Source organism: Cellulomonas persica (genome assembly GCF_007989825.1).
Classification (GTDB): domain Bacteria; phylum Actinomycetota; class Actinomycetes; order Actinomycetales; family Cellulomonadaceae; genus Cellulomonas; species Cellulomonas persica.
This window is the reverse complement of record NZ_BJUA01000002.1, coordinates 271,711-292,473: the sequence shown is the minus strand read 5'-3', so window position 1 is coordinate 292,473 and position 20,763 is coordinate 271,711. Positions and strand designations below refer to the sequence as shown.

At 74.5% G+C, this 20,763-nt stretch carries 23 protein-coding genes and 1 riboswitch; of the genes, 13 read left to right on the top strand and 10 right to left on the bottom strand.

Annotated features, from left to right (window positions below):
* Window positions 1–18: 18 nt before the first annotated feature.
* The gene (gene ku / locus CPE01_RS03135) at window positions 19–966 is read right to left on the bottom strand and encodes a non-homologous end joining protein Ku (protein ID WP_146805177.1); all 948 of its coding nucleotides are present in this window, start codon (window positions 964–966) and stop codon (window positions 19–21) included.
* Window positions 967–1,131: 165 nt separating this feature from the next.
* On the opposite strand from ku, the gene ligD (CPE01_RS03130) reads away from it, so the two are divergent.
* The 4 genes from ligD (CPE01_RS03130) to CPE01_RS03115 all read left to right on the top strand — a co-directional run bounded on the left by ligD (CPE01_RS03130) (window position 1,132) and on the right by CPE01_RS03115 (window position 5,046).
* Entirely contained in the window at window positions 1,132–2,055 is a 924-nt protein-coding gene (ligD, locus tag CPE01_RS03130) for a non-homologous end-joining DNA ligase (protein WP_146805267.1), read from the top strand.
* A complete protein-coding gene (ligD, locus tag CPE01_RS03125; RefSeq protein WP_146805176.1) occupies window positions 2,052–2,966 on the top strand; it encodes a non-homologous end-joining DNA ligase in 915 nt (304 codons plus the stop codon). The genes ligD (CPE01_RS03130) and ligD (CPE01_RS03125) overlap by 4 nt, the downstream gene beginning before the upstream one ends.
* 197 nt (window positions 2,967–3,163) lie before the next feature.
* Window positions 3,164–3,748: a Dps family protein gene (locus CPE01_RS03120; RefSeq protein WP_146805175.1), complete on the top strand. Its 585-nt coding sequence runs from the start codon at window positions 3,164–3,166 to the stop codon at window positions 3,746–3,748.
* A gap of 152 nt (window positions 3,749–3,900) precedes the next feature.
* Complete coding sequence (locus tag CPE01_RS03115) at window positions 3,901–5,046, top strand: App1 family protein phosphatidate phosphatase (protein WP_246783691.1); 1,146 nt, start codon at window positions 3,901–3,903, stop codon at window positions 5,044–5,046.
* A gap of 85 nt (window positions 5,047–5,131) precedes the next feature.
* On the opposite strand, the gene CPE01_RS03110 is transcribed toward CPE01_RS03115, so the two are convergent.
* Entirely contained in the window at window positions 5,132–5,338 is a 207-nt protein-coding gene (locus tag CPE01_RS03110; RefSeq protein ID WP_146805174.1) for a hypothetical protein, read from the bottom strand.
* A gap of 171 nt (window positions 5,339–5,509) precedes the next feature.
* Here CPE01_RS03110 and mqo point away from each other — a divergent pair, with 171 nt between their 5' ends.
* Both mqo and CPE01_RS03100 read left to right on the top strand, forming a co-directional pair.
* On the top strand, window positions 5,510–7,012 hold the full coding sequence (gene mqo / locus CPE01_RS03105) for a malate dehydrogenase (quinone) (protein WP_281285092.1): 1,503 nt from the start codon (window positions 5,510–5,512) through the stop codon (window positions 7,010–7,012).
* Window positions 7,009–7,335 carry a hypothetical protein gene (locus tag CPE01_RS03100; protein ID WP_146805173.1) on the top strand — a complete coding sequence of 109 codons (327 nt, stop codon included), beginning with the start codon at window positions 7,009–7,011 and terminating at the stop codon, window positions 7,333–7,335. Before mqo ends, CPE01_RS03100 begins: the two co-directional genes overlap by 4 nt.
* Before the next feature lie 49 nt (window positions 7,336–7,384).
* Here CPE01_RS03100 and CPE01_RS03095 read toward each other — a convergent pair whose 3' ends face one another.
* Genes CPE01_RS03095 through CPE01_RS03085 form a run of 3 tightly spaced genes read right to left on the bottom strand, consistent with a single transcriptional unit; the run spans window position 7,385 to window position 8,968 of the window.
* Window positions 7,385–7,741 (bottom strand): DUF2277 domain-containing protein, encoded by a 357-nt coding sequence (locus CPE01_RS03095; protein ID WP_146805172.1) that lies wholly within the window; start codon window positions 7,739–7,741, stop codon window positions 7,385–7,387.
* A gap of 10 nt (window positions 7,742–7,751) precedes the next feature.
* On the bottom strand, window positions 7,752–8,438 hold the full coding sequence (locus CPE01_RS03090) for a methylated-DNA--[protein]-cysteine S-methyltransferase (RefSeq protein WP_146805171.1): 687 nt from the start codon (window positions 8,436–8,438) through the stop codon (window positions 7,752–7,754).
* Complete coding sequence (locus tag CPE01_RS03085; RefSeq protein ID WP_146805170.1) at window positions 8,435–8,968, bottom strand: RNA polymerase sigma factor; 534 nt, start codon at window positions 8,966–8,968, stop codon at window positions 8,435–8,437. The genes CPE01_RS03090 and CPE01_RS03085 overlap by 4 nt, the downstream gene beginning before the upstream one ends.
* 104 nt (window positions 8,969–9,072) lie before the next feature.
* Here CPE01_RS03085 and CPE01_RS03080 point away from each other — a divergent pair, with 104 nt between their 5' ends.
* From CPE01_RS03080 to CPE01_RS03060, 5 genes are all read left to right on the top strand, one after another.
* Entirely contained in the window at window positions 9,073–10,056 is a 984-nt protein-coding gene (locus CPE01_RS03080; RefSeq protein WP_146805169.1) for a pirin family protein, read from the top strand.
* A gap of 99 nt (window positions 10,057–10,155) precedes the next feature.
* The gene (locus CPE01_RS03075) at window positions 10,156–10,641 is read left to right on the top strand and encodes a YbaK/EbsC family protein (RefSeq protein ID WP_146805168.1); all 486 of its coding nucleotides are present in this window, start codon (window positions 10,156–10,158) and stop codon (window positions 10,639–10,641) included.
* Between the two features lie 93 nt (window positions 10,642–10,734).
* Window positions 10,735–11,532, top strand: a complete 798-nt coding sequence (locus CPE01_RS03070) for a universal stress protein (RefSeq protein WP_146805167.1) — start codon at window positions 10,735–10,737, stop codon at window positions 11,530–11,532.
* Between the two features lie 126 nt (window positions 11,533–11,658).
* Complete coding sequence (locus tag CPE01_RS03065; RefSeq protein ID WP_146805166.1) at window positions 11,659–13,242, top strand: esterase/lipase family protein; 1,584 nt, start codon at window positions 11,659–11,661, stop codon at window positions 13,240–13,242.
* Between the two features lie 11 nt (window positions 13,243–13,253).
* Window positions 13,254–13,319: riboswitch (guanidine-III (ykkC-III) riboswitch) on the top strand.
* A gap of 10 nt (window positions 13,320–13,329) precedes the next feature.
* Window positions 13,330–13,644 (top strand): DMT family transporter, encoded by a 315-nt coding sequence (locus tag CPE01_RS03060; protein WP_146805264.1) that lies wholly within the window; start codon window positions 13,330–13,332, stop codon window positions 13,642–13,644.
* A 51-nt stretch (window positions 13,645–13,695) separates the two neighbouring features.
* Here the strand turns inward: CPE01_RS03060 and CPE01_RS03055 are convergent, their stop codons facing one another.
* Window positions 13,696–14,058: a hypothetical protein gene (locus tag CPE01_RS03055; RefSeq protein WP_246783711.1), complete on the bottom strand. Its 363-nt coding sequence runs from the start codon at window positions 14,056–14,058 to the stop codon at window positions 13,696–13,698.
* Window positions 14,059–14,179: 121 nt separating this feature from the next.
* On the opposite strand from CPE01_RS03055, the gene CPE01_RS03050 reads away from it, so the two are divergent.
* A complete protein-coding gene (locus CPE01_RS03050) occupies window positions 14,180–14,812 on the top strand; it encodes a TetR/AcrR family transcriptional regulator (protein WP_146805165.1) in 633 nt (210 codons plus the stop codon).
* Between the two features lie 23 nt (window positions 14,813–14,835).
* On the opposite strand, the gene CPE01_RS03045 is transcribed toward CPE01_RS03050, so the two are convergent.
* Window positions 14,836–17,094: an aryl-beta-d-glycosidase gene (locus tag CPE01_RS03045; RefSeq protein WP_146805164.1), complete on the bottom strand. Its 2,259-nt coding sequence runs from the start codon at window positions 17,092–17,094 to the stop codon at window positions 14,836–14,838.
* A 72-nt stretch (window positions 17,095–17,166) separates the two neighbouring features.
* A complete protein-coding gene (locus CPE01_RS03040) occupies window positions 17,167–17,790 on the bottom strand; it encodes a MarR family winged helix-turn-helix transcriptional regulator (protein WP_146805163.1) in 624 nt (207 codons plus the stop codon).
* Between the two features lie 116 nt (window positions 17,791–17,906).
* Here CPE01_RS03040 and CPE01_RS03035 point away from each other — a divergent pair, with 116 nt between their 5' ends.
* Entirely contained in the window at window positions 17,907–18,839 is a 933-nt protein-coding gene (locus CPE01_RS03035) for a VOC family protein (RefSeq protein WP_146805162.1), read from the top strand.
* 24 nt (window positions 18,840–18,863) lie between these two features.
* On the opposite strand, the gene CPE01_RS03030 is transcribed toward CPE01_RS03035, so the two are convergent.
* Window positions 18,864–19,268: a PIN domain-containing protein gene (locus CPE01_RS03030; RefSeq protein ID WP_146805161.1), complete on the bottom strand. Its 405-nt coding sequence runs from the start codon at window positions 19,266–19,268 to the stop codon at window positions 18,864–18,866.
* A gap of 43 nt (window positions 19,269–19,311) precedes the next feature.
* Window positions 19,312–20,544 carry a peptidoglycan-binding domain-containing protein gene (locus CPE01_RS03025; protein ID WP_146805160.1) on the bottom strand — a complete coding sequence of 411 codons (1,233 nt, stop codon included), beginning with the start codon at window positions 20,542–20,544 and terminating at the stop codon, window positions 19,312–19,314.
* Window positions 20,545–20,763: the final 219 nt, after the last annotated feature.

The following is a 20,763-nucleotide window of genomic DNA, read 5'->3' as shown; positions in this document are numbered from 1 at the left end:
CGCCCCGTGCGGCGGCGCTCACGAGGCCTTGGCCTTCGCCTTCGCCTTCTTCGCGCGCGGCTTGGGCTTGTCGTCCGCGGCGTCGTCCTCCGCGTCGTCCGTGGCGCCCTCGGTGGACCTCGTGCGGCGGCGCTTGGCTGCGGGCTTCTCGTCGTCCTCGGCGGGTGCCTCGCCGCGCGCGGTGCGTGCTTTCTCGACGCTGCGCTGGAGCGCGGCGAGCAGGTCGACGACCTCGCCCCCGCCCTCGGCCCCCTCCTCGCCCGCGGGCTGCGGCACGGACTGCGTGTCGCCCGACGAGACCTTCGCCTCGATCAGCTCGGTCAGCGCGGCCTCGTAGCGGTCCTCGAACTGCGACGGGTCGAAGTCGGAGGCGAGCGAGTCGACCAGCGACTGCGCCATCGCGAGCTCGGCCGGCTTGACGGTCACGTCCGCGTCGAGGATCGGGAAGTCCGCGGCACGCACCTCGTCGGGCCACAGGAGGGTCTGCAGGCAGATCACCTTCCCGCGCACGCGCAGGACCGCCATCGACTCGCGCTGCCGCAGCGCGACCTTGACGACCGCCATCCGGTCGGCCTCCTCGAGCGCGCCGCGCAGCAGTGCGTACGGCTTGGCCGCGGTCTTGTCGGGCTCGAGGTAGTACGTCTTGCCGAGCAGGATCGGGTCCACCTGGTCCGCCGGCACGAACTCGAGGACCTCGATCTCGCGCTCCGTGGCGAGCGGGAGCCGCTGGAAGTCCTGGTCGGTCAGCACGACGAGCTCCCCGTCGGCGGTCTCGTAGCCCTTGGCGATCTCGTCCATCGTCACGGGCTCGCCGTCCACGCTGCAGACCTTGCGGTAGCGGATGCGCCCGCCGTCGGCGGCGTGCACCTGGTGCAGCGTGACCTCGTGCTCGCCCGTGGCGGCGTACAGCCGCACCGGAACGTTCACGAGACCGAACGCGACCGCGCCCTTCCAGATCGCCCGCATCGTGCGCCTCCGTCTCTCGAACCTGCACCCCAGCCTGCCAGCGACGCGCCTGCCGCGCCCTGGCAACGTGCGACCGAGGTCGCCCGAGCTGGTCGGGTGTCCTGCAGCTCGGGCGCCTGCCGCGACCTGCGCGACCGTTCTCGGCAGGATGGACCCGTGCACCCGATGCTGGCCACCCCCGCGCGCGACCGGACCTTGCCGCGCGGTGCGCAGTGGGCGTTCGAGGTGAAGTGGGACGGCGTGCGCGCGCTCGCCGACGTGCGCGCGGGCGCGGTGCGGCTGTGGAGCCGGGCGGAGAACGAGATCACGGTCGCGTACCCCGAGCTCGCCGGCCTCGCGGGGCTCGACGACGTCCTGCTCGACGGCGAGGTCGTCGCGATGGACGGCGGCATCCCGTCGTTCGCGGCCATCGCCGAGCGCATGCACGTGCGCGACCCGCGGCGTGCGGCCGAGCTCGCGCGGGTCAGGCCGGTGACGTTCCTCGTCTTCGACGTCCTGCGCGCGGCGGGAACGGACCTGACGGGCCGCCCGTACGACGAGCGACGCGCGGTGCTCGCCGCGCTGCACCTGCCCGACCACGTGGCGCCCTCCCCCGTGTACGACGACGGGGAGCAGCTGTGGGCGGTCACGCGCGAGCACGGTCTGGAGGGCGTGGTCGCCAAGCGGCGCTCGTCCACCTACCGGCCCGGCGTCCGCTCGTCCGACTGGGTCAAGGCTGCGCACCACCGCAGCCGCGCCGCGCTCGTCGGCGGGTGGCGGGACGAGACCGGCGGAAGCGGGCGCCTCGGCGCGGTGCTGCTGGGCGCGCCCGCCGCCGACGGCGGCCTGCGGTACCTCGGCCGGGCCGGCAGCGGCCTGACCGGCACGTCGGCCCGGCGCCTGCAGGACGCCCTGGCGGCCGCACCGCGCTCGACGAGCCCGTTCAGCGAGACGGTCCCCCCGCCGGACGTGCGTGGCACGCACTGGTGCGAGCCGACCGTCGTCGTGCAGGTGCGCTACCTGACCCGCTCACCGCAGGGCCGGCTGCGGCAGCCCGTCGTCGGCGGCATGCGCGACGACACCGGCCCCGACCCCTGGGAGACGCCATGAGCCCCGAGAAGCAGACCGTCGACGTCGGCGGCGTGCCCGTGCGCGTCTCGCACCTCGACAAGGTGCTGTACCCCTCGACGGGGACGACGAAGGCCGAGCTCATCGACTACGTCGTCCGCGTCGCGCCCGCGCTGCTGCGCCAGCTCGAGGACCGTCCGGTCACGCGCATCCGGTTCCCCGACGGCGTGGACGGACAGCCGTTCTTCGAGAAGAACGTGCCTCGCGGCGCGCCGTCGTGGCTGCGGCACCGCGTGATCCCCGCCGCGCCCGGCAACGACGACGAGGGCACCGAGCTCGACCTGCCGTTCCTCGACGACCTCGCCGGACTGGTCTGGGCCACGAACGCCGGGGCGCTCGAGCTGCACACGCCGCAGTGGTCGGTCTCCCGGCGCGGCGCGCTGCGCGGGGCGGACCGTCTCGTCGTGGACCTCGACCCCGGCCCCGGTGCCGGGCTCGCCGAGTGCGCGCGTGTGGCGCACCTCGTCGCGCAGCGGCTCGCCGACGACGGGCTCACCACGACCGTGCCCGTGACGTCGGGCAGCAAGGGCATGCAGCTCTACGCGCCGCTGCCCCGGCGACCGCCCGCGGTCGAGGTGCGCCAGTACGCCCGCGACCTCGCGCACGCGCTCGCCAAGGCACACCCCCAGCTGGTCGTCGCGGTCATGCGCAAGGACGTGCGCGCCAACAAGGTCCTGCTGGACTGGTCGCAGAACCACCCGGCGAAGACGACCATCACGCCCTACTCGCTGCGCGGGCGGCACGAGCCGCGGGTCGCCGCGCCGCGGTGGTGGGAGGAGGTCGGACCCGACCTGACGCAGCTCGGCCCGCAGGACGTGGCACGGCGTCTCGAGGCGCGCGGGGACCCGTTCGCGGACGGTGCGGGCGATCCCGTGCCCGACTTGGCAGGATGACCGCGCACGTGACGTACCGCGCATGTGACGTTCGTGTGCGAGGTCCGTCCCAGGTCCGCGCAGGCGCGCCGCAGCGTTGGCGTGGCGCGCGTGGGTGCGGCAGCGTGGAGTCCCCGGTCAGGGGGCTGCCGGCCAGGGCCGACGGCCCGGTCACGACCGGGGACGAGACGTGGTGACGACCAGACGAGGAGTGCGACATGGCACGCAAGGACCTGCCGAAGTACACCGTCCCTTCCCTGACACCCGAGGAGGGCGCTCAGGTCGCCGCGATCCTGCAGGAGCGGCTCGACGCGCTGAACGACCTCGCCCTCACGCTCAAGCACATCCACTGGAACGTCGTCGGCCCGCACTTCATCGCGGTGCACGAGATGATCGACCCGCAGGTCGACGCGGTGCGGGCGATGGTCGACGCGACCGCCGAGCGCATCGCGACGCTCGGGGTGGCGCCCGTCGGCACGCCGGGCGCGCTCGTCAAGAACCGCACGTGGGACGACTACAGCATCGGGCGCGCGTCCACGGACGAGCACCTGGGCGCGCTCGACGAGGTGTACGTCGGCGTGATCACGGCGCACCGCAAGGCCGCCGAGGACACCGAGGAGCTCGACGCCGTGACGAACGACCTGCTCGTCGGCCACCTGCACGAGCTCGAGCTGTTCCACTGGTTCGTGCGTGCGCACCTCGAGTCGTCCGGCGGGGCGCTGAGCACGGCCGCGGCGCACACCGAGAAGCAGGCCGCGCGCGCGGCGTCGGGGGCGGCCCGGAAGGCGTCGGCGTCGAAGTGAGCTCGGGCCGGACCGGCGGCGCGAGTCGTCCCAGCGAGGCGGACCACCGCGCGGACGCGCACACGTCCGACCCTGCGGTCGTCCCCGACCCCACGACCCGCGCCGCCGGCCCTGCCGGCACGCACCCGACCGACCCAGGAGGAACCCTGCACGTGGGCGGCGACCAGGCACGCGACGACCTGAGGGCGGTCCGGCCCGGCGCACCTCGCCCGGGCTCGACCAACCCGGTGTCGCGGCTGCACCCCGCCGCGCGGCTCGAGGACGCGTTCGACCGTCGGGTTGCGGCCGTCCTGCGCCGGCGCGGCTGGACGCTGCGGATCGAGCCGTACGCCGGCTACGGTGCGCCGGGGTGGGTGCGCGTGTTCGCCCGCACCCTCCTGGCCGCGCCCGTCGTCAAGGAGCACGACCTGCCGGGCTCGGGTGCCGCTGCCCAGGCGGGCGCGCGCACGGCGCCCGCGCTGCGGGGCTGGCGCTCGTTCGCGACCGCGCAGGTCGCGGGCGCGCACGTCGAGGTCCGGGTCGGCGACCGCGTGCACGTCGTGACCACCGACCGCGGCGGCTACCTCGACGTCCGCCTGGAGAGCGATCTCGAGCCCGGGTGGCACGACGTCGAGCTGCGCGCGGCCGACGGCGCGGTCGCGGTCGCTCCCGTGCACGTCGTGGGACCCGAGGTCCGCTCGGGCATCGTCAGCGACATCGACGACACCGTCCTCGTCACCCGCCTGCCGCGCATCTTCGTCGCGGCGTGGAACACGCTCGTGCGGCACGAGAACGCACGCGAGCCGGTACCCGGCATGGCCGGGCTGTACGCCCGCCTGACCGGTGGCCGCCCGGAGATCCCCGTGCTCTACCTGTCGACGGGCGCGTGGAACGCCGCGCCGGCGATCGGCCGGTTCCTGCGCCGGTTCGGCTACCCGCGCGGCCCGATGCTGCTGACGGACTGGGGTCCGACGAACACGGGGTGGTTCCGCAGCGGGCGCGAGCACAAGCTGGGGCAGCTGGAGCGGCTCGCCGAGGACTTCCCGGCGATCAGATGGGTGCTCGTCGGTGACGACGGCCAGCACGACCCGCAGATCTTCGCGGCCACCGCCGCACGCAACCCGCAGCACGTGCGCGCGGTCCTCATCCGTCAGCTGACGTTCGCCGAGCACGTGCTCGCGCACGGCCTGCCCGCGCCGGCGCCCGAGTCGGTGCGCGCCGAGCAGCGCGCGGCGCACCGTGGCATCCCGGTGCTGCAGGGCCCGGACGGCTACGCGCTGCTGCGGGCGGTGCAGGCGGCGGGTGTCACGCTCGACTAGCGCAGCCGGCATGACGAGCCGCGACAGGGCGACGCTCGCGGTCGAGGTCGGCGCGGCCGCGACGCGGCGCGCGGCCGCGGCCGTGCTAGAGGCGGTCCGGGTCGTCCCACTCGTCGTTGCTCGCGACCGCCTCGTCGTCGGGGACGAGCTCGGTCGCCGTGAGCGAACGGGGCGCGCGAGCAGGGTCTCCCCCGGTCCTGGCGTCCGCGGCGGCGAGGAGGGCGTCGTCGGGCGTGCGGTCGGCGATCCGCTCCGCCGACGGGTCGGACACGAGGTCTCGGTCGCGCGTCATGGACTCGTTCTACCCTCCCGCGTGCACCCCCGCTAGCGCCAGGCCGCGACAAGGCGCGCTTCAGGCCCCGCAGACCCCGTCGCGAACGCTCGGTAGAGACCAAAGTCACATGTCGCCAAGATCACGTATTCCTCGGGATGGAGAATCTCGACATCAACTTACGATCGAAGCGTGCCTTCAGTGGACCGGAACAGCCAGACCGGAACCGACGTGGACGTGCTCCTGATCGGTGGCGGCATCATGAGCGCGACGCTCGCGAGCCTCATCAGCACGCTCGAGCCGACGTGGAGCATCGAGATCCACGAGCGGCGTGACGGGCTCGCCCAGGAGAGCTCCAACCCGTGGAACAACGCGGGCACCGGCCACGCCGCGCTCTGCGAGCTCAACTACACGCCGCAGCGCCCCGACGGCTCGATCGACGTGACCAAGGCCGTCACGATCAACGAGCAGTTCGAGCTGTCGCGCGAGCTGTGGCACCACCTCGCGGTCCAGGGCCGGCTGCCCGGCGGGACCGGGTTCGTCTCCGCCACGCCGCACATGACGTTCGTGCGGGGTGCTGAGGGCGTCGACTTCCTGCGCCGCCGGCACGAGGCGCTGAGCCGGCACCCGCTGTTCTCCGACCTGGAGTTCACGACCGACCCCGAGCAGATCCGCCAGTGGGCGCCCCTGCTCGTCGAGGACCGCGACCCGGACGTGCCGATCGCGGCGACCCGCGCGTCCGCAGGGACCGACGTGGACTTCGGGGCCCTGACGCACTCGATGATCCACGACGCGGTGCACCGCGGCGCCTCGCTGCACCTCGAGTCCGAGGTCACCCGCCTGCGTCGTCGCCAGGACGGCACGTGGCGCGTCACCGTGCGCGACCGCCGCTGGAACGGCCACCGCCGCGCCCGCACCCTGACCGCGCGCTTCGTCTTCATCGGCGCCGGCGGTGGCGCGCTGGGCCTGCTGCAGAAGTCCGGGATCCCCGAGGCCAAGGGCTACGGCGGGTTCCCGATCAGCGGCCAGTTCCTGCGCACGACGAACCCGGACGTGGTCCGTCAGCACCACGCCAAGGTCTACGGCCGCGCCGAGATCGGCGCTCCCCCGATGTCCGTGCCGCACCTCGACACGCGTGTCGTAGACGGGCAGAGCGCGCTCATGTTCGGCCCCTACGCGGGCTGGAGCATGAAGTTCCTCAAGCACGGCTCGTGGCTCGACCTGGTCAGGTCCATCCGGCCGGGCAACGTCGTGCCGATGCTCGCGGTGGGCCTGCACAACCTGGACCTGCTCAAGTACCTGATCCGTGAGGTCACCGCCTCGCGCGAGGCGCGCCTGCGCACCCTGCGCCAGTTCATGCCGACCGCGCGGGAGCGCGACTGGGAGCTGATCACCGCAGGCCAGCGCGTGCAGGTCATCAAGAAGGGCAAGGGCGGCGGAGTCCTCGAGTTCGGCACCGAGCTGGTGACGTCGGCCGACGGGTCGATCGCGGGTCTCCTGGGCGCGTCCCCGGGGGCGTCGACCGCGGTCGCGACGATGGTCGACCTGCTCGAGCGGTGCTTCGCGGACCGCATCGAGGAGTGGCGTCCGACGCTGCGTCAGATCATGCCCAGCCTCGGCGGCGGGGCCTGGGACGAGTCGTTCGAGCTCGACCGCTTGGTCGACGAGGCGTTCTCGTCCGATCATTCAGCGTGACCCCTGACGAGCACAGCGCCCCCGAGGCCGTCAGCGCCCAGATGCGGCGCGCGAAGGTGCAGGCCTTCACCGACCACACCACGGTGGGCGTGGTCGAGACCGACCCCGACGGACGCGTCACCATCGCGTGCGCGTGCGGCATGCGTCTGACGAACGGCCCGACGTGGTCGCTCGACGAGCACATCCGCCTGCACCGCGCCGAGGCACGGTTCCTCGCGCTCGCCGCCGTCGCGCCCTCCGGTATCCCGCGCCTGGTGCCGTGGCCGCTCGCGGCACCGGCAGGCGACGGGGCGGCACCGGCCGCGTCCGCGCACGTCGAGTAGCGGCCGCCGCCGCCTGCTCACCGTGGTGGCGGGGCGACCGGGCCGCCGGTCAGCGCTCGGCCGTGACCATGCGCCCGTCGTCGTCGTGCGCGTGCGCAAGACCCAGCTCGTGCGCGCGCTCGTGCGCCTCGCGCTCGGCCATGCGCGCGGCGATCCGTGCCTGCACCTCGGGCCGACGCAGCGGCGGCAGCGTCGTCGGCGCGGAGCGCCGTTCGGGCAGGTCCGCGAGCACCGCCGCCGTGGCGGCGACGACGGCCCGCACGGCGGCCTCGAACGGCTCGCGGGTCGACGGCGACAGCGTGCGGACCCCGGTGACCTTGCGGACGTACTGGACGGCGGCCGCCTCGATCTCGGCGTCGCTCGCGGGCGGCTCGAGGCCGCGCAGCGTGGTGATGTTCCGGCACATGCGAGCGACGCTACGCCGGTCGGCCCCCGCGGTCTCCCCCGGGAGCGACGCCGTCGGCCTCGAGCGCGAGCAGGGCCGCCTTGGCCGCTGCGCCCCCGGCGTACCGGCCGGGCGTGCCGTCCGAGCGGACCACGCGGTGGCACGGGACCACCACGGGCACGGGGTTGAGCGCGCACGCCGTGCCGACCGCGCGGACCGCCCGCGGGCTGCCGGCCGCCGCGGCGACCTGGGCGTAGCTCGCCGTGCGCCCGTACGCGATCTCGGCCAGGTGCTCGACCACCGCACGCCGGAATCCGTGGCTCAGGCGCAGGTCGAGCGGCAGGTCGAACCGGCGACGCGTGCCCGCGAAGTACTCGTCGAGCTGGCGGGCGACGGCGTCGAGCCGACGGGGGACGGCCAGCACGCGCGGGCTCACGCGCGCCGCGAGGTCCGCCAGCACCGCGGCGTGGTCCTGCACCTCGAACGCGACGCGCACCAGCCCGGCCGGTGTCGCGGCGACGAGGAGCGTCCCGAGCGGGCCGTCGACCGTGCGGTAGGCGACGTCCAGGAGCCCGTCGCGCTCGGCCCGCTCCGCGAGCAGGGTGCGCAGACCGTCCAGCGTCGCGTCGTCGACCGGGGCGAGGGCCGCCGCGAGCGCGTCCGTCGTCCGGGCCGTGAGCGCGGTGGGGCGGATCTCGCCGTTCTCGTGCGCCGTCATCGCTCGTCCCCTTCGTCGTGCCCGTCGCCATGCCGCTCGCGGTCCTGGCGGCCCTCGTCCCCGCCGCCCGCCCACCGCAAGGACGTCCGTCGGAGCGTGGCGATGCCGTCCGCTGCCGCACGCCGGGCCGCGGCCGGGGTGCCGCCCAGGACGTCGGCGACCTCCGCGTACGGCAGGCCCCCGAGGTGGTGCAGCGCGACGGCGTGCCGTTGCCGGTCGGGCAGTCGCGCGATCGCCGCCCACAGGTCGAGGTCGCGTCCCTCGCCGGCATCGACCCGCTCCGGCAGCTCGGCGACGGGGACCGCGCGTCGTCGGGTCGCACGCCAGACGTCGATCGCCTTGCGGTGCGCGATGGTCACGAGCCACGCCTCGACGTTGGCGCCCTCGTCGAGCGTCGGCCAGGCGCGCAGCGCCGCCAGGAACGTCTCGGCCCAGGCGTCCTGCGCGTCGTGCACGCCCACGACCGCCCGGCACACACGCAGCACGGTCGCGCCGTGCGCGCGGACGACGTCCTCGAACGGTGGATGCACCCTCACAGTCTGCAGACGCGGCGCGCAGCGTGGGTGTGAGGTCCGGGCGGCGTGCCGGTCGGCGGGGCGTGACGGCGGAGCGCGCCGGGTGACACAGTGGCGCCATGACGAACCTCGAGACGAGGCCGGCACCAGAGCTGTGCGTCGGGCACGTGCGCAGCGGTCCACGGCTTGAGCGCCTCGAGGCGCGCGAGGTGCCTCTCGGCGGCATCCGGAGCATGAACGTGCGGCGCACCCTGCCGCAACGGGCCCTGCCGACGGTCGGGGCGTGGTGCTTCCTCGACGAGTTCGGCCCGCAGGACGTGCAGATGCGCGTGCTGCCCCACCCGCACACCGGGCTGCAGACCGTCACGTGGCCGATCGAGGGCGAGATCCACCACCGGGACAGCGTGGGCTCGGACGTCGTCGTGCGTCCCGGTCAGCTCAACCTCATGACCGCGGGGAGCGGGGTCGCGCACTCCGAGCTCTCGATCGGTGACAGCCCGCGCGTGCACGCCGTGCAGCTCTGGGTCGCGCTGCCCGACGGTGCGGCAGCCGGCCCGGCCTCCTTCCAGCAGGTCACCGACCTGCCCGTGTGGACGTCGCCCGGCCTCGTCGCGACCGTCATGGTCGGGGCCGTCGGTGACGTCCGCTCCCCCGCCGTCGTGCACACGCCGCTCGTCGGCGCGGACCTTGCGCTGGCCCCGGGGGCTCGGGCGGCGCTGCCCCTCGACCCCGACTTCGAGCACGCGGTGCTGGTGCTGCGCGGGACGGCGCTCGTCGCGGGAGAGCCGTGCGAGCCCGGGCCGCTGCTGTTCCTGGGGGACGGGCGGGACGAGCTCACGCTCGAGTCGACGCCGGGTGCGCGGGTGCTGCTGATCGGCGGCGAGCCGTTCGCGGACGACCTGGTGATGTGGTGGAACTTCGTCGGACGTGACCACGCGCAGGTCGCGCAGGCGCGCGCGGACTGGGAGTCGCCAACGCGTGCGGAGCGGTTCGGCACGGTCGCGGGTCACGGCGACGAGCGGATCCCGGCGCCCGAGCTGCCGAACATCCGGCTCACGCCGCGGCGTCGTCGGCCCGTGCCGCCCACCGCCGACGGTGCGTGACGACCGCGCCTGCCGACCGTGCTCGACCGCGGCGTCCGTGGCGCGCCACCGGGTGGACAGGTGGACGGTCGAGCCCATGACCTGCGGCAGGATGACGCCGTGACCTCGACGCCCTCGTTGCCCGCCCGCTCCCAGGCCGTCGCCCAGGCTCTCGCGGACGCGGGCGTCGAGGGGAGCGTCGTCGAGCTGCCGGACTCGGCTCGTACGGCGGTCGAGGCCGCGGCCGCGCTCGGCTGCCAGGTCGGCCAGATCGCCAACAGCCTGGTGTTCTGGTCGGACGGACGCCCTCTCCTGGTCCTGACCAGCGGCCGGCACCGCGTCGACACCGGCGCCCTCGCCCGACGGCTGGGCCGGCCCTCGATCGAGCGTGCGACGCCCGAGCAGGTGCGTTCGGCCACCGGGCAGGCGATCGGCGGCGTCGCGCCGCTCGGGCATCCCGCTCCGCTCGAGACGGTGGTCGACGAGTCGCTCGCGCAGTACGAGCGGCTCTGGGCCGCGGGCGGTACGCCGCACACGGTGTTCCCGACGACGTTCGAGGAGCTCGTGCGTGTCACGGGCGGAGCTGTGCACCCTGTCACGAGCTGACACGCGGAGGGACCTTCGTGCCACACCTGGTGCGCCCGGTGGGGCGATGCTGGGGGTGTCGAGCACGAGGCGTGAGCACAGCGAGGTGACGCGATGCGAACCGATGGACCCGTCGTGGTGGCACTCGACGGCTCCGACCGCAGTGCCCAGACCCTGCGCTGGGGTGTGGACGCCGCGGTGAAGCGACGCGCGCGCCTCGTCGTCGCGCACGTCGTCGCGCCCGCGGTCGGCCCCTGGACCTGGGCGGGTGCGCCCGCGGTCCCGCCGGACACCGACGCCGTGAGCGACGACCTGCGCGCGGTGTGCCACTCGGTGGCGCAGGCGCACCCGGACCTCGAGGTCGCCGCCGTGCTCCTGCAGGGGTCGACCGTGCCCGCCCTCGCGGAGTACAGCCGGGACGCGCAGCTGCTGGTCGCCGGGACCCGGTCGGACCAGACCGCGGCGTCGCTGACCATCAGCACGGCGCTGTCCTGGCGCGCCCGGTGCCCGGTCGCGCTCGTGCGGGACGAGCGCAGCACCGACGGCGCTGTCGTCGTGGGCGTCGACGCGAGCCCCGACTCGTGGTTCGCGGCCGGGCTCGCGGCGCGCGAGGCCGTGCGCCGCTGCGTCCCGCTGCACGTGCTGCACGCGCGCCGCAACGGCCACGACACGCAGGGTCGGGAGACCGCCCTGGACGTCGCGGCCGACCTCGCCGAGACCTACCCCGGGCTCGACGTGCGGACGATCCTCACCGACGGCGACCCGGTGCGCGCGCTCGTCGAGGCGTCGCGCACGGCAGGTCTCGTGGTGGTCGGGTCGCGCCGGCTGCGGGGGCGTCGTCATCTCGTCGGCCGTCGCGTGGCACGCCTGGCGAGCTGCCCCGTGCTCGTCGTGCGGGACGACATCGCCTGACGTCCCCGGCCGCCGCGGCCCGGTGGGGCCGCACCGTGCCCGCCCGTTCGTGGGCGGCGTATCAGGACGGATCTCACCGCGTCCTTCGAAGTGACGCCGGACGGCGTCTTCGACGAGGAGGCGGCGATGAGCTACCCCGGGGACGGGCGGCTGCCCGTCGTCTACGTGCGCGGTTACGCAGGGGGTCCGTCAGGGATCGACAAGGCGGTCGACGACCCGTTCTACGGCTTCAACGAGGGCTCGGTCCAGGCCCGCGTGGACGGTGAGAACCGTCCGCTGTTCCACCAGTTCGAGAGCCCGCTGCTGCGGCTCATGATCGACCACGAGTACCAGCTCCTGGTGCAGGGCGACCAGGAGGCGTACCTGCGGCGGCAGGAGACGCGCACGGTCCCCGCCGCCACCATCTGGGTGCACCGGTTCTACGACGAGTTCGCGCCGCACCTGACGCACGAGCCCGCCACGTTCAGCCTCGAGCGCGCGGCCGAGAGCCTGTTCGAGTTCGTGCAGCTGGTGCGCGAGCGGACCGGGGCACCGCGCGTCTTCCTCGTCGCCCACTCGATGGGCGGGCTCGTCGTGCGCAGCATGCTGCAGCGCGTGATCCCCGACGCCGAGCGGGTCGGCGGGTCCCTCGACGCGGCGCTCGCGTTCGTCGACCGCGTCTTCACGTACGCGACGCCGCACGGAGGGATCGAGTTCGCGGTCGGGTTCGGGCTCCTCGAGAAGGTCCGGGACGCGCTCGGCGTGCAGGGGGCCGACATCTTCGGGCCGCGCCGGATGCGCGAGTTCCTCACGCCGGCCACCGTCGGCCTGACCGACGAGTTCTCCGCGACCCGCCTTCCCGCGGGCGGGTTCCCGCCCGAGCGGTTCTTCTGCCTCGTCGGGACGAACGCGACCGACTACGCCGCCGCGCTCGGCCTGTCGTCACGTGCGGTCGGGCCGCGCAGCGACGGCCTCGTCCAGATCGAGAACGCGTTCGTCGAGGGCGCCCCGTGCTCCTACGTGCACCGCAGCCACTCGGGCCGGTTCGGCATCGTGAACTCCGAGGAGGGCTACCAGAACCTGCGGCGGTTCCTGTTCGGGGACCTCGAGGTCTCCGCGGACCTGACGGGCCTGGCGCCGTGGGGCAGCCCCGACGACGACACGGTCTGGCAGCTCGAGACGCAGATGTCGATCCGTGGCCTGCCCGTGGTCCTGCACGAGCGCAGCACCGCGCACCTGTGCCCCATCCAGATCGAGCGACCGGCGGGCGGCACCGACGTGCGGCCCGTGCCGATCGTGCGCACCTACCTGTCGTCGCAGGCGACGCGCCCACCCGACCCGCGCAACGACGCCGCCCCCAGCCAGACGATGCGGCACGTCCTGCGGCTGCGGCTGCTCTCGCTGCGGGCCAAGGGCGGGTTGCTGTCGTTCCTCGACCACCTCGAGCAGGCCGAGGACTGGGCCGACGTGCTGGTCGTCGACATCCAGCTCACCGAGGGCGCGCCGCCGCGCACCTGGGCGCGCTGGGGCTCGGAGCTCGGGGTGCCGCTGCGGGACTGGGCGCCCGACCCCGACGTGGACCCTGCCCTGCAGGACGAGGAGGTCGCCGACGGGCTGTGGCGCGCGTGCGTGCGGCTGCCCGAGAACGCGCGTCGGCTCCTGGGCGAGCAGGCGGCCGTCACCATCACCGTCCAGGGCCGGTCGACGCTGCCCGTCGCGCAGACCGTGTGAGAAACTGAGCCGCAGAGCCCCGACCTGGGCTCCCGGACGAGGGTGCCGTACCCGGACAGCGACAAGACGGCCGCACTGGAGTTCGTGATGGCCTGGGTCGTCCTCGTCCTGTCCGGAATCCTCGAAGCCGTCTGGGCGACCGCGCTCGGTCGCTCGGAGGGGCTGCACCGGCTCGTCCCGTCGATCGTGTTCGTGGTCGCGCTCGCGGCGAGCATGGGTGGCCTCGGCTACGCGATGCGCACACTGCCCGTCGGGACCGCCTACGCGGTGTGGGTCGGGATCGGCGCGTCGCTCACGGTGTGCTGGGCGATGGTCACCGGCACCGAACCCGTCAGCCTGGTCCGGCTGCTGCTCGTGCTCGGGATCGTCGGGTGTGTCGTCGGGCTCAAGCTCGTCCACTGAGGCCTGGGCCCACCGAGCCGACCTGAGCCGTGGCCGGCGCGGCGGCGGCGCTCATGCGCTCGCCGCCGGCCGGACCCGCAGGGGGACCTGCCGCGGCGCCTGCGGCGGTCCGACGAACCAGCTGACCGACCGGGCGACGTCACCCGCACGCAGCCACTCGTGCCGCTCGGACCGCGGGTCCGACGGCTCGTCGCGCCACGCGACCATCACGTGGTCGGCCGTCCACCGCACCGCCCGTGCGGGCCGCCACTCCTCCGTGCCGTCGAGCCAGACGACCCGGACGATCACCGGGATGTCGCCCTGCGGCCGGACCGGGATCCGCTCGGGCGCCTCACGGTTGGCCACCTCGCGACGCGCCGCGCGGGGCCGCGACGCGCCCGGCCCGGGCACCTGCCGGGCCGCGCCCGTGCTCATCTCCTCCACGGCATCACTGTACTCGCACACGTGTTCGAGTCGAGCGCCCGGACGGGCGACAGGACGCGCCGGGACCGCGGAGCGGGCACCACGAACCGCTCGGGGTGGGATCCTGGGCGCCATGACCGCCCAGGAGAGCGACCGCGTCGACGCGCCCCGCGGGTACGCGCGCGGTCGCGCCACGCGCGAGGACATCCTGAGGGCGGCGCTCGTGCTGTTCGGTGAGGTCGGCTACCACACCGCGTCGCTGCGGGAGATCGCCGCGCGCGTCGGCATCTCGCACCCGGGGCTCCTGCACCACTTCCCGAGCAAGGCCGCGCTCCTCGAGGCGGTGCTGCAGCGCAGGGACGACGTCGACGACGCCGCGATGCGGGCGGACCTCGACGCGGGCGTGGACTACCTGGAGGCGCTCGTGCGCGTCGTCGAGCGCAACGTGGCACGCCCGGGGATCGTCGAGCTCTTCGCGACGCTCTCGGCGGAGGCGACCTCGCCTGCACACCCCGCGCACGCGTACTTCCAACGACGCTACGCCGACGTGCTCGCCGCGACGACCGCCGTCTTCGAGGAGCACCGTGCCGCCGGCACCCTGCGTCAGGGTGTCGAGCCGCGTTCGGCCGCACGGCGCCTCGTCGCGGTGATGGACGGCCTGCAGGTGCAGTGGCTCCTGGGCACCGACTCCGCCGCCGACTCCCCCGCCGACCGCGTCGACATGGCGGCCGAGGTGCGCGCGCAGTACCTGTCGTTCCTCGTCTGACACCGGCGTCGACGCAGCGACGGTCAGGCGTTCGCGCGTGCGACCAGGTCGGCGAGGCCGTCATGGTCGATCGGCGCGAACCCGGTGTCGACCACCGCCCTCGCGGGCATCTGCAGCATCATCGCGAGCGTCGAGGGGTCGAGGTCGTCCAGGCCCGGCTCGCCGGGCGGCGGCTCGAGCAGCGGCGCCAGGAGCGCGGCCCCGACCGGGTGCTCGAGCCACTCGGCGATCGTCGACATCTCGGTGAGCGCACCCCACAGGGGCTCGCCCACGACGTCGACCTCGACCGTGCCGCGCACGTCGCGCGACGACGCCCCGACCTCGATCGCGAACGTGCCGCCCTCGACCACCCAGCGACCCAGCCCGCGGTGCCAGTACGCGAGGTCACGCGGCGCGAGCGTGAAGGCGAGCTCACGCGACTCCCCCGGCTCGAGTGCGACCTTGGCGAACGCCTTGAGCTCGCGCACGGGACGCACCACGCTCGCCTCCAGGTCGCGCACGTAGAGCTGCACGACCTCGGCGCCCGCGCGCTCGCCGAGGTTGGTGACGCGCACGCGCACGTCGACCGTGACGTCGGCACCCGCGCCGCGCACGGCGGCGGCGACGTCGTCGTAGCCGAAGCGCGTGTAGGTCAGGCCGTGGCCGAACGGGAACGCGACGTCGAGCTTGCGCGTGTCGTACCACCGGTAGCCGACCAGGACGCCCTCGCCGTAGCGCACGTGCCCGTGCTCACCGGGGAACGCGCCGAACGCGGGCGTGTCCTCGAGGCGCAGCGGGATCGTCTCGGTGAGCCGCCCGGCCGGTGCGACCGCGCCCGTGAGGACGTCCGCGACGGCCGAGCCGCCGGCCTGCCCGCCGAGCCACGTCTCGAGGATCGCGGCGGCGTCGTCGCGCCACGGCATGTCCACGGCCGACCCGTTGGCGAGGACGACGACCACGCGCGGCGTGACCGCGGACAGCGCGTGCAGCAGCGCGACCTGGTTGTCCGGCAGGCCGAGACGCGGCCGGTCGTAGCCCTCGGACTCGTCGGACGCGGGCAGTCCGAGGAACGCGACGACCGTCCCGGCGCGCCCCGCGGCCGCGACGGCGGCCTCGAGCAGCGACGCGTCGTCGCCCGTGGGCCCGTTCTCGAGGGTGTAGCCCGGCGTGAACGGCACGTCGCCGAGCGTGCGGCGCAGGGACGTGAGCGCGTCGTCGAGCCGGGTCGGGTTCACCTGGGACGACCCGGCGCCCTGGTAGCGCGGCGTGCGGGCGAGCTCGCCGACGACGAGCACGTCCTCACCCGTGAGCGGCAGCAGGGGTGCACCGTCGACAGGCTCGTTCCTCAGCAGCACGCAGCCGGCCGCCGCGGCCTCACGCGCGAGCGCGTGGTGCGCGTCGACGTCGACCTCGCCCGGTTCGTCGCGCGCGGGCAGCGAACGTGCGACCAGGTGCAGGACCCGACGCGCCGCCTGGTCGAGGAGGGCCTCGTCGAGCCGGCCCTCGCGCACCGCGGCCACGACCTGCTCGTCGGGGCGCGGGCCGGCTCCCGGCATCTGCAGGTCGAGCCCCGCCGCGAGTGCGGCGACCCGGTCGTGGACCGCGCCCCAGTCGGAGACGACGAGGCCGTCGAAACCCCACTCGTCGCGCAGCACTCGCGTGAGCAACCAGTGGTGCTCGGACGCGTAGGTGCCGTTGACCTTGTTGTAGGCGCACATCACGGTCCAGGGACGGGCGCGCGTGACCACGCGCTCGAACGCCGGCAGGTAGATCTCGCGGAGCGTCCGCTCGTCGACGTCGGCCGAGACGCGCAGCCGGTCGGTCTCCTGGTTGTTGACCGCGTAGTGCTTGAGCGAGGTGCCGACGCCCTGCGACTGGATGCCCTCGACGAGGGCCGCGCCGACCTCGCCCGAGACCACCGGGTCCTCCGAGACGTACTCGAAGTTGCGCCCGCACAGCGGGCTGCGCTTGATGTTGACGCCCGGACCGAGCAGCACCGCGACGTCCTGGGCCCGGGTCTCCCGGCCGAGCGCCTCGCCGACGCGTCGGACCAGGTCGACGTCCCAGGTCGAGCCGAGCGCCGCCGCCGTCGGGAAGCAGGTCGCGGGCTCGGCCTCGCCGAGGCCCAGGTGGTCCGACGAGGTCGTCTGCTTGCGCAGCCCGTGGGGGCCGTCCGCCACCATGATCGAGGGGATCCCGAGGCGTTCGACGGGCTCGAGGTGCCAGAAGTCGGCCCCGGAGGTCAGGGCGGCCTTCTCCTCGAGCGTGAGCTCGGACAGGACGCGTTCGACGTCGAACCCCATCGGCGGACCTCCTCGTGCGGCAGCGTCGCTCGAGCGTAGCCCGTCACCTACCGCGCGGTAGGGATTCTTCGTTCAGGACCTCGGGTCGGCGTCGCAGACCGCGGGCTCGAATCCGGCGGGCGGGCGCTGCTCGCGCGGGTCGGCCGCGCACGTCGCCGTCACGGCGAGGCGACCGTCGGGGTCGAGGCGGCGCAGGATCGCGAGCGTGAGGTCGGCGAGGTGCGCCACGCCGTCGTCGTCGAGACCGTCCAGGACCATCGAGCGGACCGCGTGGGCATACAGGGGCCGGGCGCCGAGGTAGGCGCGCTCCCCCGCCGTGGTGAGCACGGCGTTCGTCGCCCTGGCGTCCTGCTCGCACGGCGTCCGGTCGACGAGCCCCTTGCGCTCGAGCCCGGTCACGACGCGCGAGAGGCGCGGCAGCGTCGCGTTGGTGCGCGCTGCGAGCGCGGACAGCCGCATACGCCCGCCGTCCTCGTCGTGCAGGGCCTCGAGCAGCGTGAACTCGAACGACGTCAGGCCGGCCGACGAGAGCTGCTTGTCGAGCGCCGTGGGCAGGAGCTCGAGCAGCGCGTGCAGGCGTGCCACGGCGATCCGCTCGTCGCGCCGCAGCAGCTCGGCCGCATCGCGGTCCGCGCGCCGGCCCTGCCGCGAGGGGGCGTCGGCCGTGTCCGCGGAGCGCAGGTCGGCGAGGGTCATGCCCGCAGCGTAGCAAGAACTTGCACCTACAACCATTCTGCCGTACCGTCGCAGTTGTAGGTACAACCATCATCGGCCCGCCCGGCCGTCCTCGCCGCCACCAGGAGCCCCGCCGCATGAGCACGCCCCTCGACCAGACCGCCGCACGCGACGAGAAGGTCATCCACCCCGACACGACGATGGACGCGGTCACCCTGCACGTCGGCGACCTCGAGCGGATGTCGGCGTACTACTCCGACGCGCTCGCGATGGAGCCCATCGAGGAGCGCAGCCGCGGTCGCCAGGTGCACCGCGTCCTGGGGCGCGGGACCACGCCGATGATGCGGCTCGTGCACACGCCCGACCTGCCGGGCGTCGACCCGCGCGCCTCGGGCCTGTTCCACACCGCGTTCCTCTTCGACGACCAGGCCAGCCTCGCCGCGACCGTGTACCGCGCAGCGCAGGACCCGCTCAGCCGCTTCGTCGGCTCGAGCGACCACTCCGTGAGCGAGGCGTTCTACTTCTCGGACCCCGAGGGCAACGGCATCGAGCTGTACACCGACCGCGACCGCAGCCTGTGGCTGCACGCGCGCGGCCAGATCCTCATGGACACGACCTTCCTGGACCCGAACGCGTTCCTGCGTCAGCACCTCACGCAGGAGGCGCTCGACGCCGGGCCCCGGCTCGCGGGGCGCGTCGGGCACGTCCACCTGCAGGTCGGCGACATCGCGCGCGCGGAGTCGTTCTACGTCGACGCGCTCGGCTTCGAAGCGACCATGAAGGAGTACCCCGGCGCGCTGTTCGCCTCGGCCGGCGGGTACCACCACCACGTCGCGATGAACGTGTGGAACAGCCAGGGCGCCGGACCGCGCGCATCCACGCTCGGGCTGGGCGACGTCGCGGTGACGGTCCCCGCGCGGGACGACCTCGACGCGCTCGCGGCCCGGCTGCGCGCACGCGGCATCGCGTTCGCCGACGACGGCCGGTCCATCACCGCGCGCGACCCGTGGGACACGCAGGTCACGGTGTCCCTGCCCGGCTCCACCACCGACGACGTCCTCGCACGCTGACGACGCCCGGCGGTCGCCCGGCCCTCAGCCCGCGCTCGTGAGCGCGTCGATCCCGACGACCGGCACGATCCCCTCGGCGCCCTGCGCCAGCTGCGGGTCCTGCGTGACCAGGACATCCGCCTGGAGCTGCGCGACCGCGAGGTACTCGGCGCGGTAGGTGTCCTCCCAGCCCAGCCGCGCGGCGATCTCCCACGCGATCGCCCGGGACACCCGGTCTCCGAGCAGGCGGATCCGCAGCTCGGCGAGACCGTCGAGCAGACGCCGACGCGCACCGATGGACATCTCCACGTCCCGGAACTCGCGGTAGAGCAGCGACAACGCGTCCGAACGCAGGAGGTTCGGCCCGACCAGCTGGTGCCCGTCGGCGACGGTCAGGCCCTCACGGACGATCCGGACCGCGACGGGTGCGTCGATCGCATAGCGTGTCACGACCTGAGCGTCCCACGCCGCACCGACGCCGCACGGTCGGGCGTCACGCCGACGGCTCCGGCGACGCCGTCGGCTCGTCGGACGACGGTGCGGCAGCGGGCGCCCGCACCGCGGCCAGCGCCTCCTGGAAGGCGCCGACCGTGGCCGCGTCGACCACGCCCGTGACCGGGACGCCCAGCGCCTCCTGCGCCTCACCGAGCGCGGCGCCGAGCTCGTCGCTCCACTGGCCGTCCACCGGACCGTCCCAGTACCCGGCGAGCATGAGCGTCTGCTGCAGCGCGGTGGTCGTCACGAGGGCCTCCTGCGCCTCGGCGCCACCCAGCTCCGTCAGCTCGTCCTCGAGTGCCGCCGCCGTCGCCTTGTCGACCGTGCCGGTCTGCGGCAGGTCGTGCGCCTTCTGCAGGGCCTCGACCGCCGCGACGGTCGCGGGGCCGTAGATGCCGTCGACCTCGTCGGTGTAGTACCCGGCGTCCGCCAGCGACTGCTGCAGTGCGCTCGTGTAGCTGCTCGCCGCCGCGGCCGCCTGCGCCAGCTGGTCGTCGTCCAGACAGCCGGACTGCGCGACGAGCTGCAGCCACGCGGTCTCGAGAGCGACCGCGGCGGCGTTGAACTGCTCGGCCGCCTGCGCGAGCGGCGTCTCGTCGGTGATGCCGGCCACCGTGCTCGTGAAGTCCTTCTCCGCCTGCTCGACGCGATCGACCGAGGCAGGCGCGACGGCGGGCGGCGGGCTCGTCGGACGCGGCCCGGGCGTGGGCGGTGCCTGGCTCGCCGCGACGGCCTGCGCGCTCGCGAGCGCGTCCTGCGCGTCCACCAGCGCACCCCGTGCGACGAGCACCGCCTCGCGCGTCTGGACCACCGCCTGGCCGGCGCTGCGCGCGTCCTGCGCCGGTGCCAGGAGGTCCGCACCGGCATCCCGCACGTCGCCGACGGTCGGAGCGCTCGTGTGCAGCACGTCGCCGTACCGGTCGAGCGACGTCACGTACTCGGCGGTCGCGTCGCAGAAGTCGGTCATGGCCTCGTCGGCCGCCGTCTCGGCGTCCGTCAAGGCACGTTCCTTGGCCCGGACGTCGGCCTCGGCCACGGCGACCGGGGAGGAGGCCGTGCTGCTGCACGAGACCGCCGTCGACGCGAGGCACACGATGCCCAGGCCGACGACGACGCCGCGCAGGTGGCGTCGTCGTCGCGACACGTGCCCCGTCGGCCCGAGCCCCGTGCCCCGCGCGTCGGTCCCGGCACCGCCGGGCCGTACTCCGGTCGCTCGAGCAGGTCGCGACATGGTGTGTCCCTTCCCCGGGCCGTCCGACCACGCAGGCGGGCCGCGCGTGGCGGAGCGCGCCGCCGCGCGGCGCACGGTCATCGTCGTCGCGCCCCGACGGCCGCGGCACCACCCGGCACGGGTGAGCGCATGCCCGGACGCGTCGGCCGGCTCGTTGCACGAAGGTCCCACGGCACGAGGTGGCGCGGGGGCTAGCGTCGAGGAGGAAGACACGCCCGC

What these genes read in the sequence shown, in the direction of transcription:
- ku (WP_146805177.1), bottom strand. Translation starts at nt 966, where the DNA reads ATGCGGGCGATCTGGAAGGGCGCGGTCGCGTTCGGTCTCGTGAACGTT.
- ligD (WP_146805267.1), top strand. Translation starts at nt 1,132, where the DNA reads ATGCTGGCCACCCCCGCGCGCGACCGGACCTTGCCGCGCGGTGCGCAG.
- ligD (WP_146805176.1), top strand. Translation starts at nt 2,052, where the DNA reads ATGAGCCCCGAGAAGCAGACCGTCGACGTCGGCGGCGTGCCCGTGCGC.
- CPE01_RS03120 (WP_146805175.1), top strand. Translation starts at nt 3,164, where the DNA reads ATGGCACGCAAGGACCTGCCGAAGTACACCGTCCCTTCCCTGACACCC.
- CPE01_RS03110 (WP_146805174.1), bottom strand. Translation starts at nt 5,338, where the DNA reads ATGACGCGCGACCGAGACCTCGTGTCCGACCCGTCGGCGGAGCGGATC.
- CPE01_RS03095 (WP_146805172.1), bottom strand. Translation starts at nt 7,741, where the DNA reads ATGTGCCGGAACATCACCACGCTGCGCGGCCTCGAGCCGCCCGCGAGC.
- CPE01_RS03090 (WP_146805171.1), bottom strand. Translation starts at nt 8,438, where the DNA reads ATGACGGCGCACGAGAACGGCGAGATCCGCCCCACCGCGCTCACGGCC.
- CPE01_RS03080 (WP_146805169.1), top strand. Translation starts at nt 9,073, where the DNA reads ATGACGAACCTCGAGACGAGGCCGGCACCAGAGCTGTGCGTCGGGCAC.
- CPE01_RS03070 (WP_146805167.1), top strand. Translation starts at nt 10,735, where the DNA reads ATGCGAACCGATGGACCCGTCGTGGTGGCACTCGACGGCTCCGACCGC.
- CPE01_RS03065 (WP_146805166.1), top strand. Translation starts at nt 11,659, where the DNA reads ATGAGCTACCCCGGGGACGGGCGGCTGCCCGTCGTCTACGTGCGCGGT.
- CPE01_RS03060 (WP_146805264.1), top strand. Translation starts at nt 13,330, where the DNA reads ATGGCCTGGGTCGTCCTCGTCCTGTCCGGAATCCTCGAAGCCGTCTGG.
- CPE01_RS03055 (WP_246783711.1), bottom strand. Translation starts at nt 14,058, where the DNA reads ATGAGCACGGGCGCGGCCCGGCAGGTGCCCGGGCCGGGCGCGTCGCGG.
- CPE01_RS03050 (WP_146805165.1), top strand. Translation starts at nt 14,180, where the DNA reads ATGACCGCCCAGGAGAGCGACCGCGTCGACGCGCCCCGCGGGTACGCG.
- CPE01_RS03045 (WP_146805164.1), bottom strand. Translation starts at nt 17,094, where the DNA reads ATGGGGTTCGACGTCGAACGCGTCCTGTCCGAGCTCACGCTCGAGGAG.
- CPE01_RS03040 (WP_146805163.1), bottom strand. Translation starts at nt 17,790, where the DNA reads ATGACCCTCGCCGACCTGCGCTCCGCGGACACGGCCGACGCCCCCTCG.
- CPE01_RS03035 (WP_146805162.1), top strand. Translation starts at nt 17,907, where the DNA reads ATGAGCACGCCCCTCGACCAGACCGCCGCACGCGACGAGAAGGTCATC.
- CPE01_RS03025 (WP_146805160.1), bottom strand. Translation starts at nt 20,544, where the DNA reads ATGTCGCGACCTGCTCGAGCGACCGGAGTACGGCCCGGCGGTGCCGGG.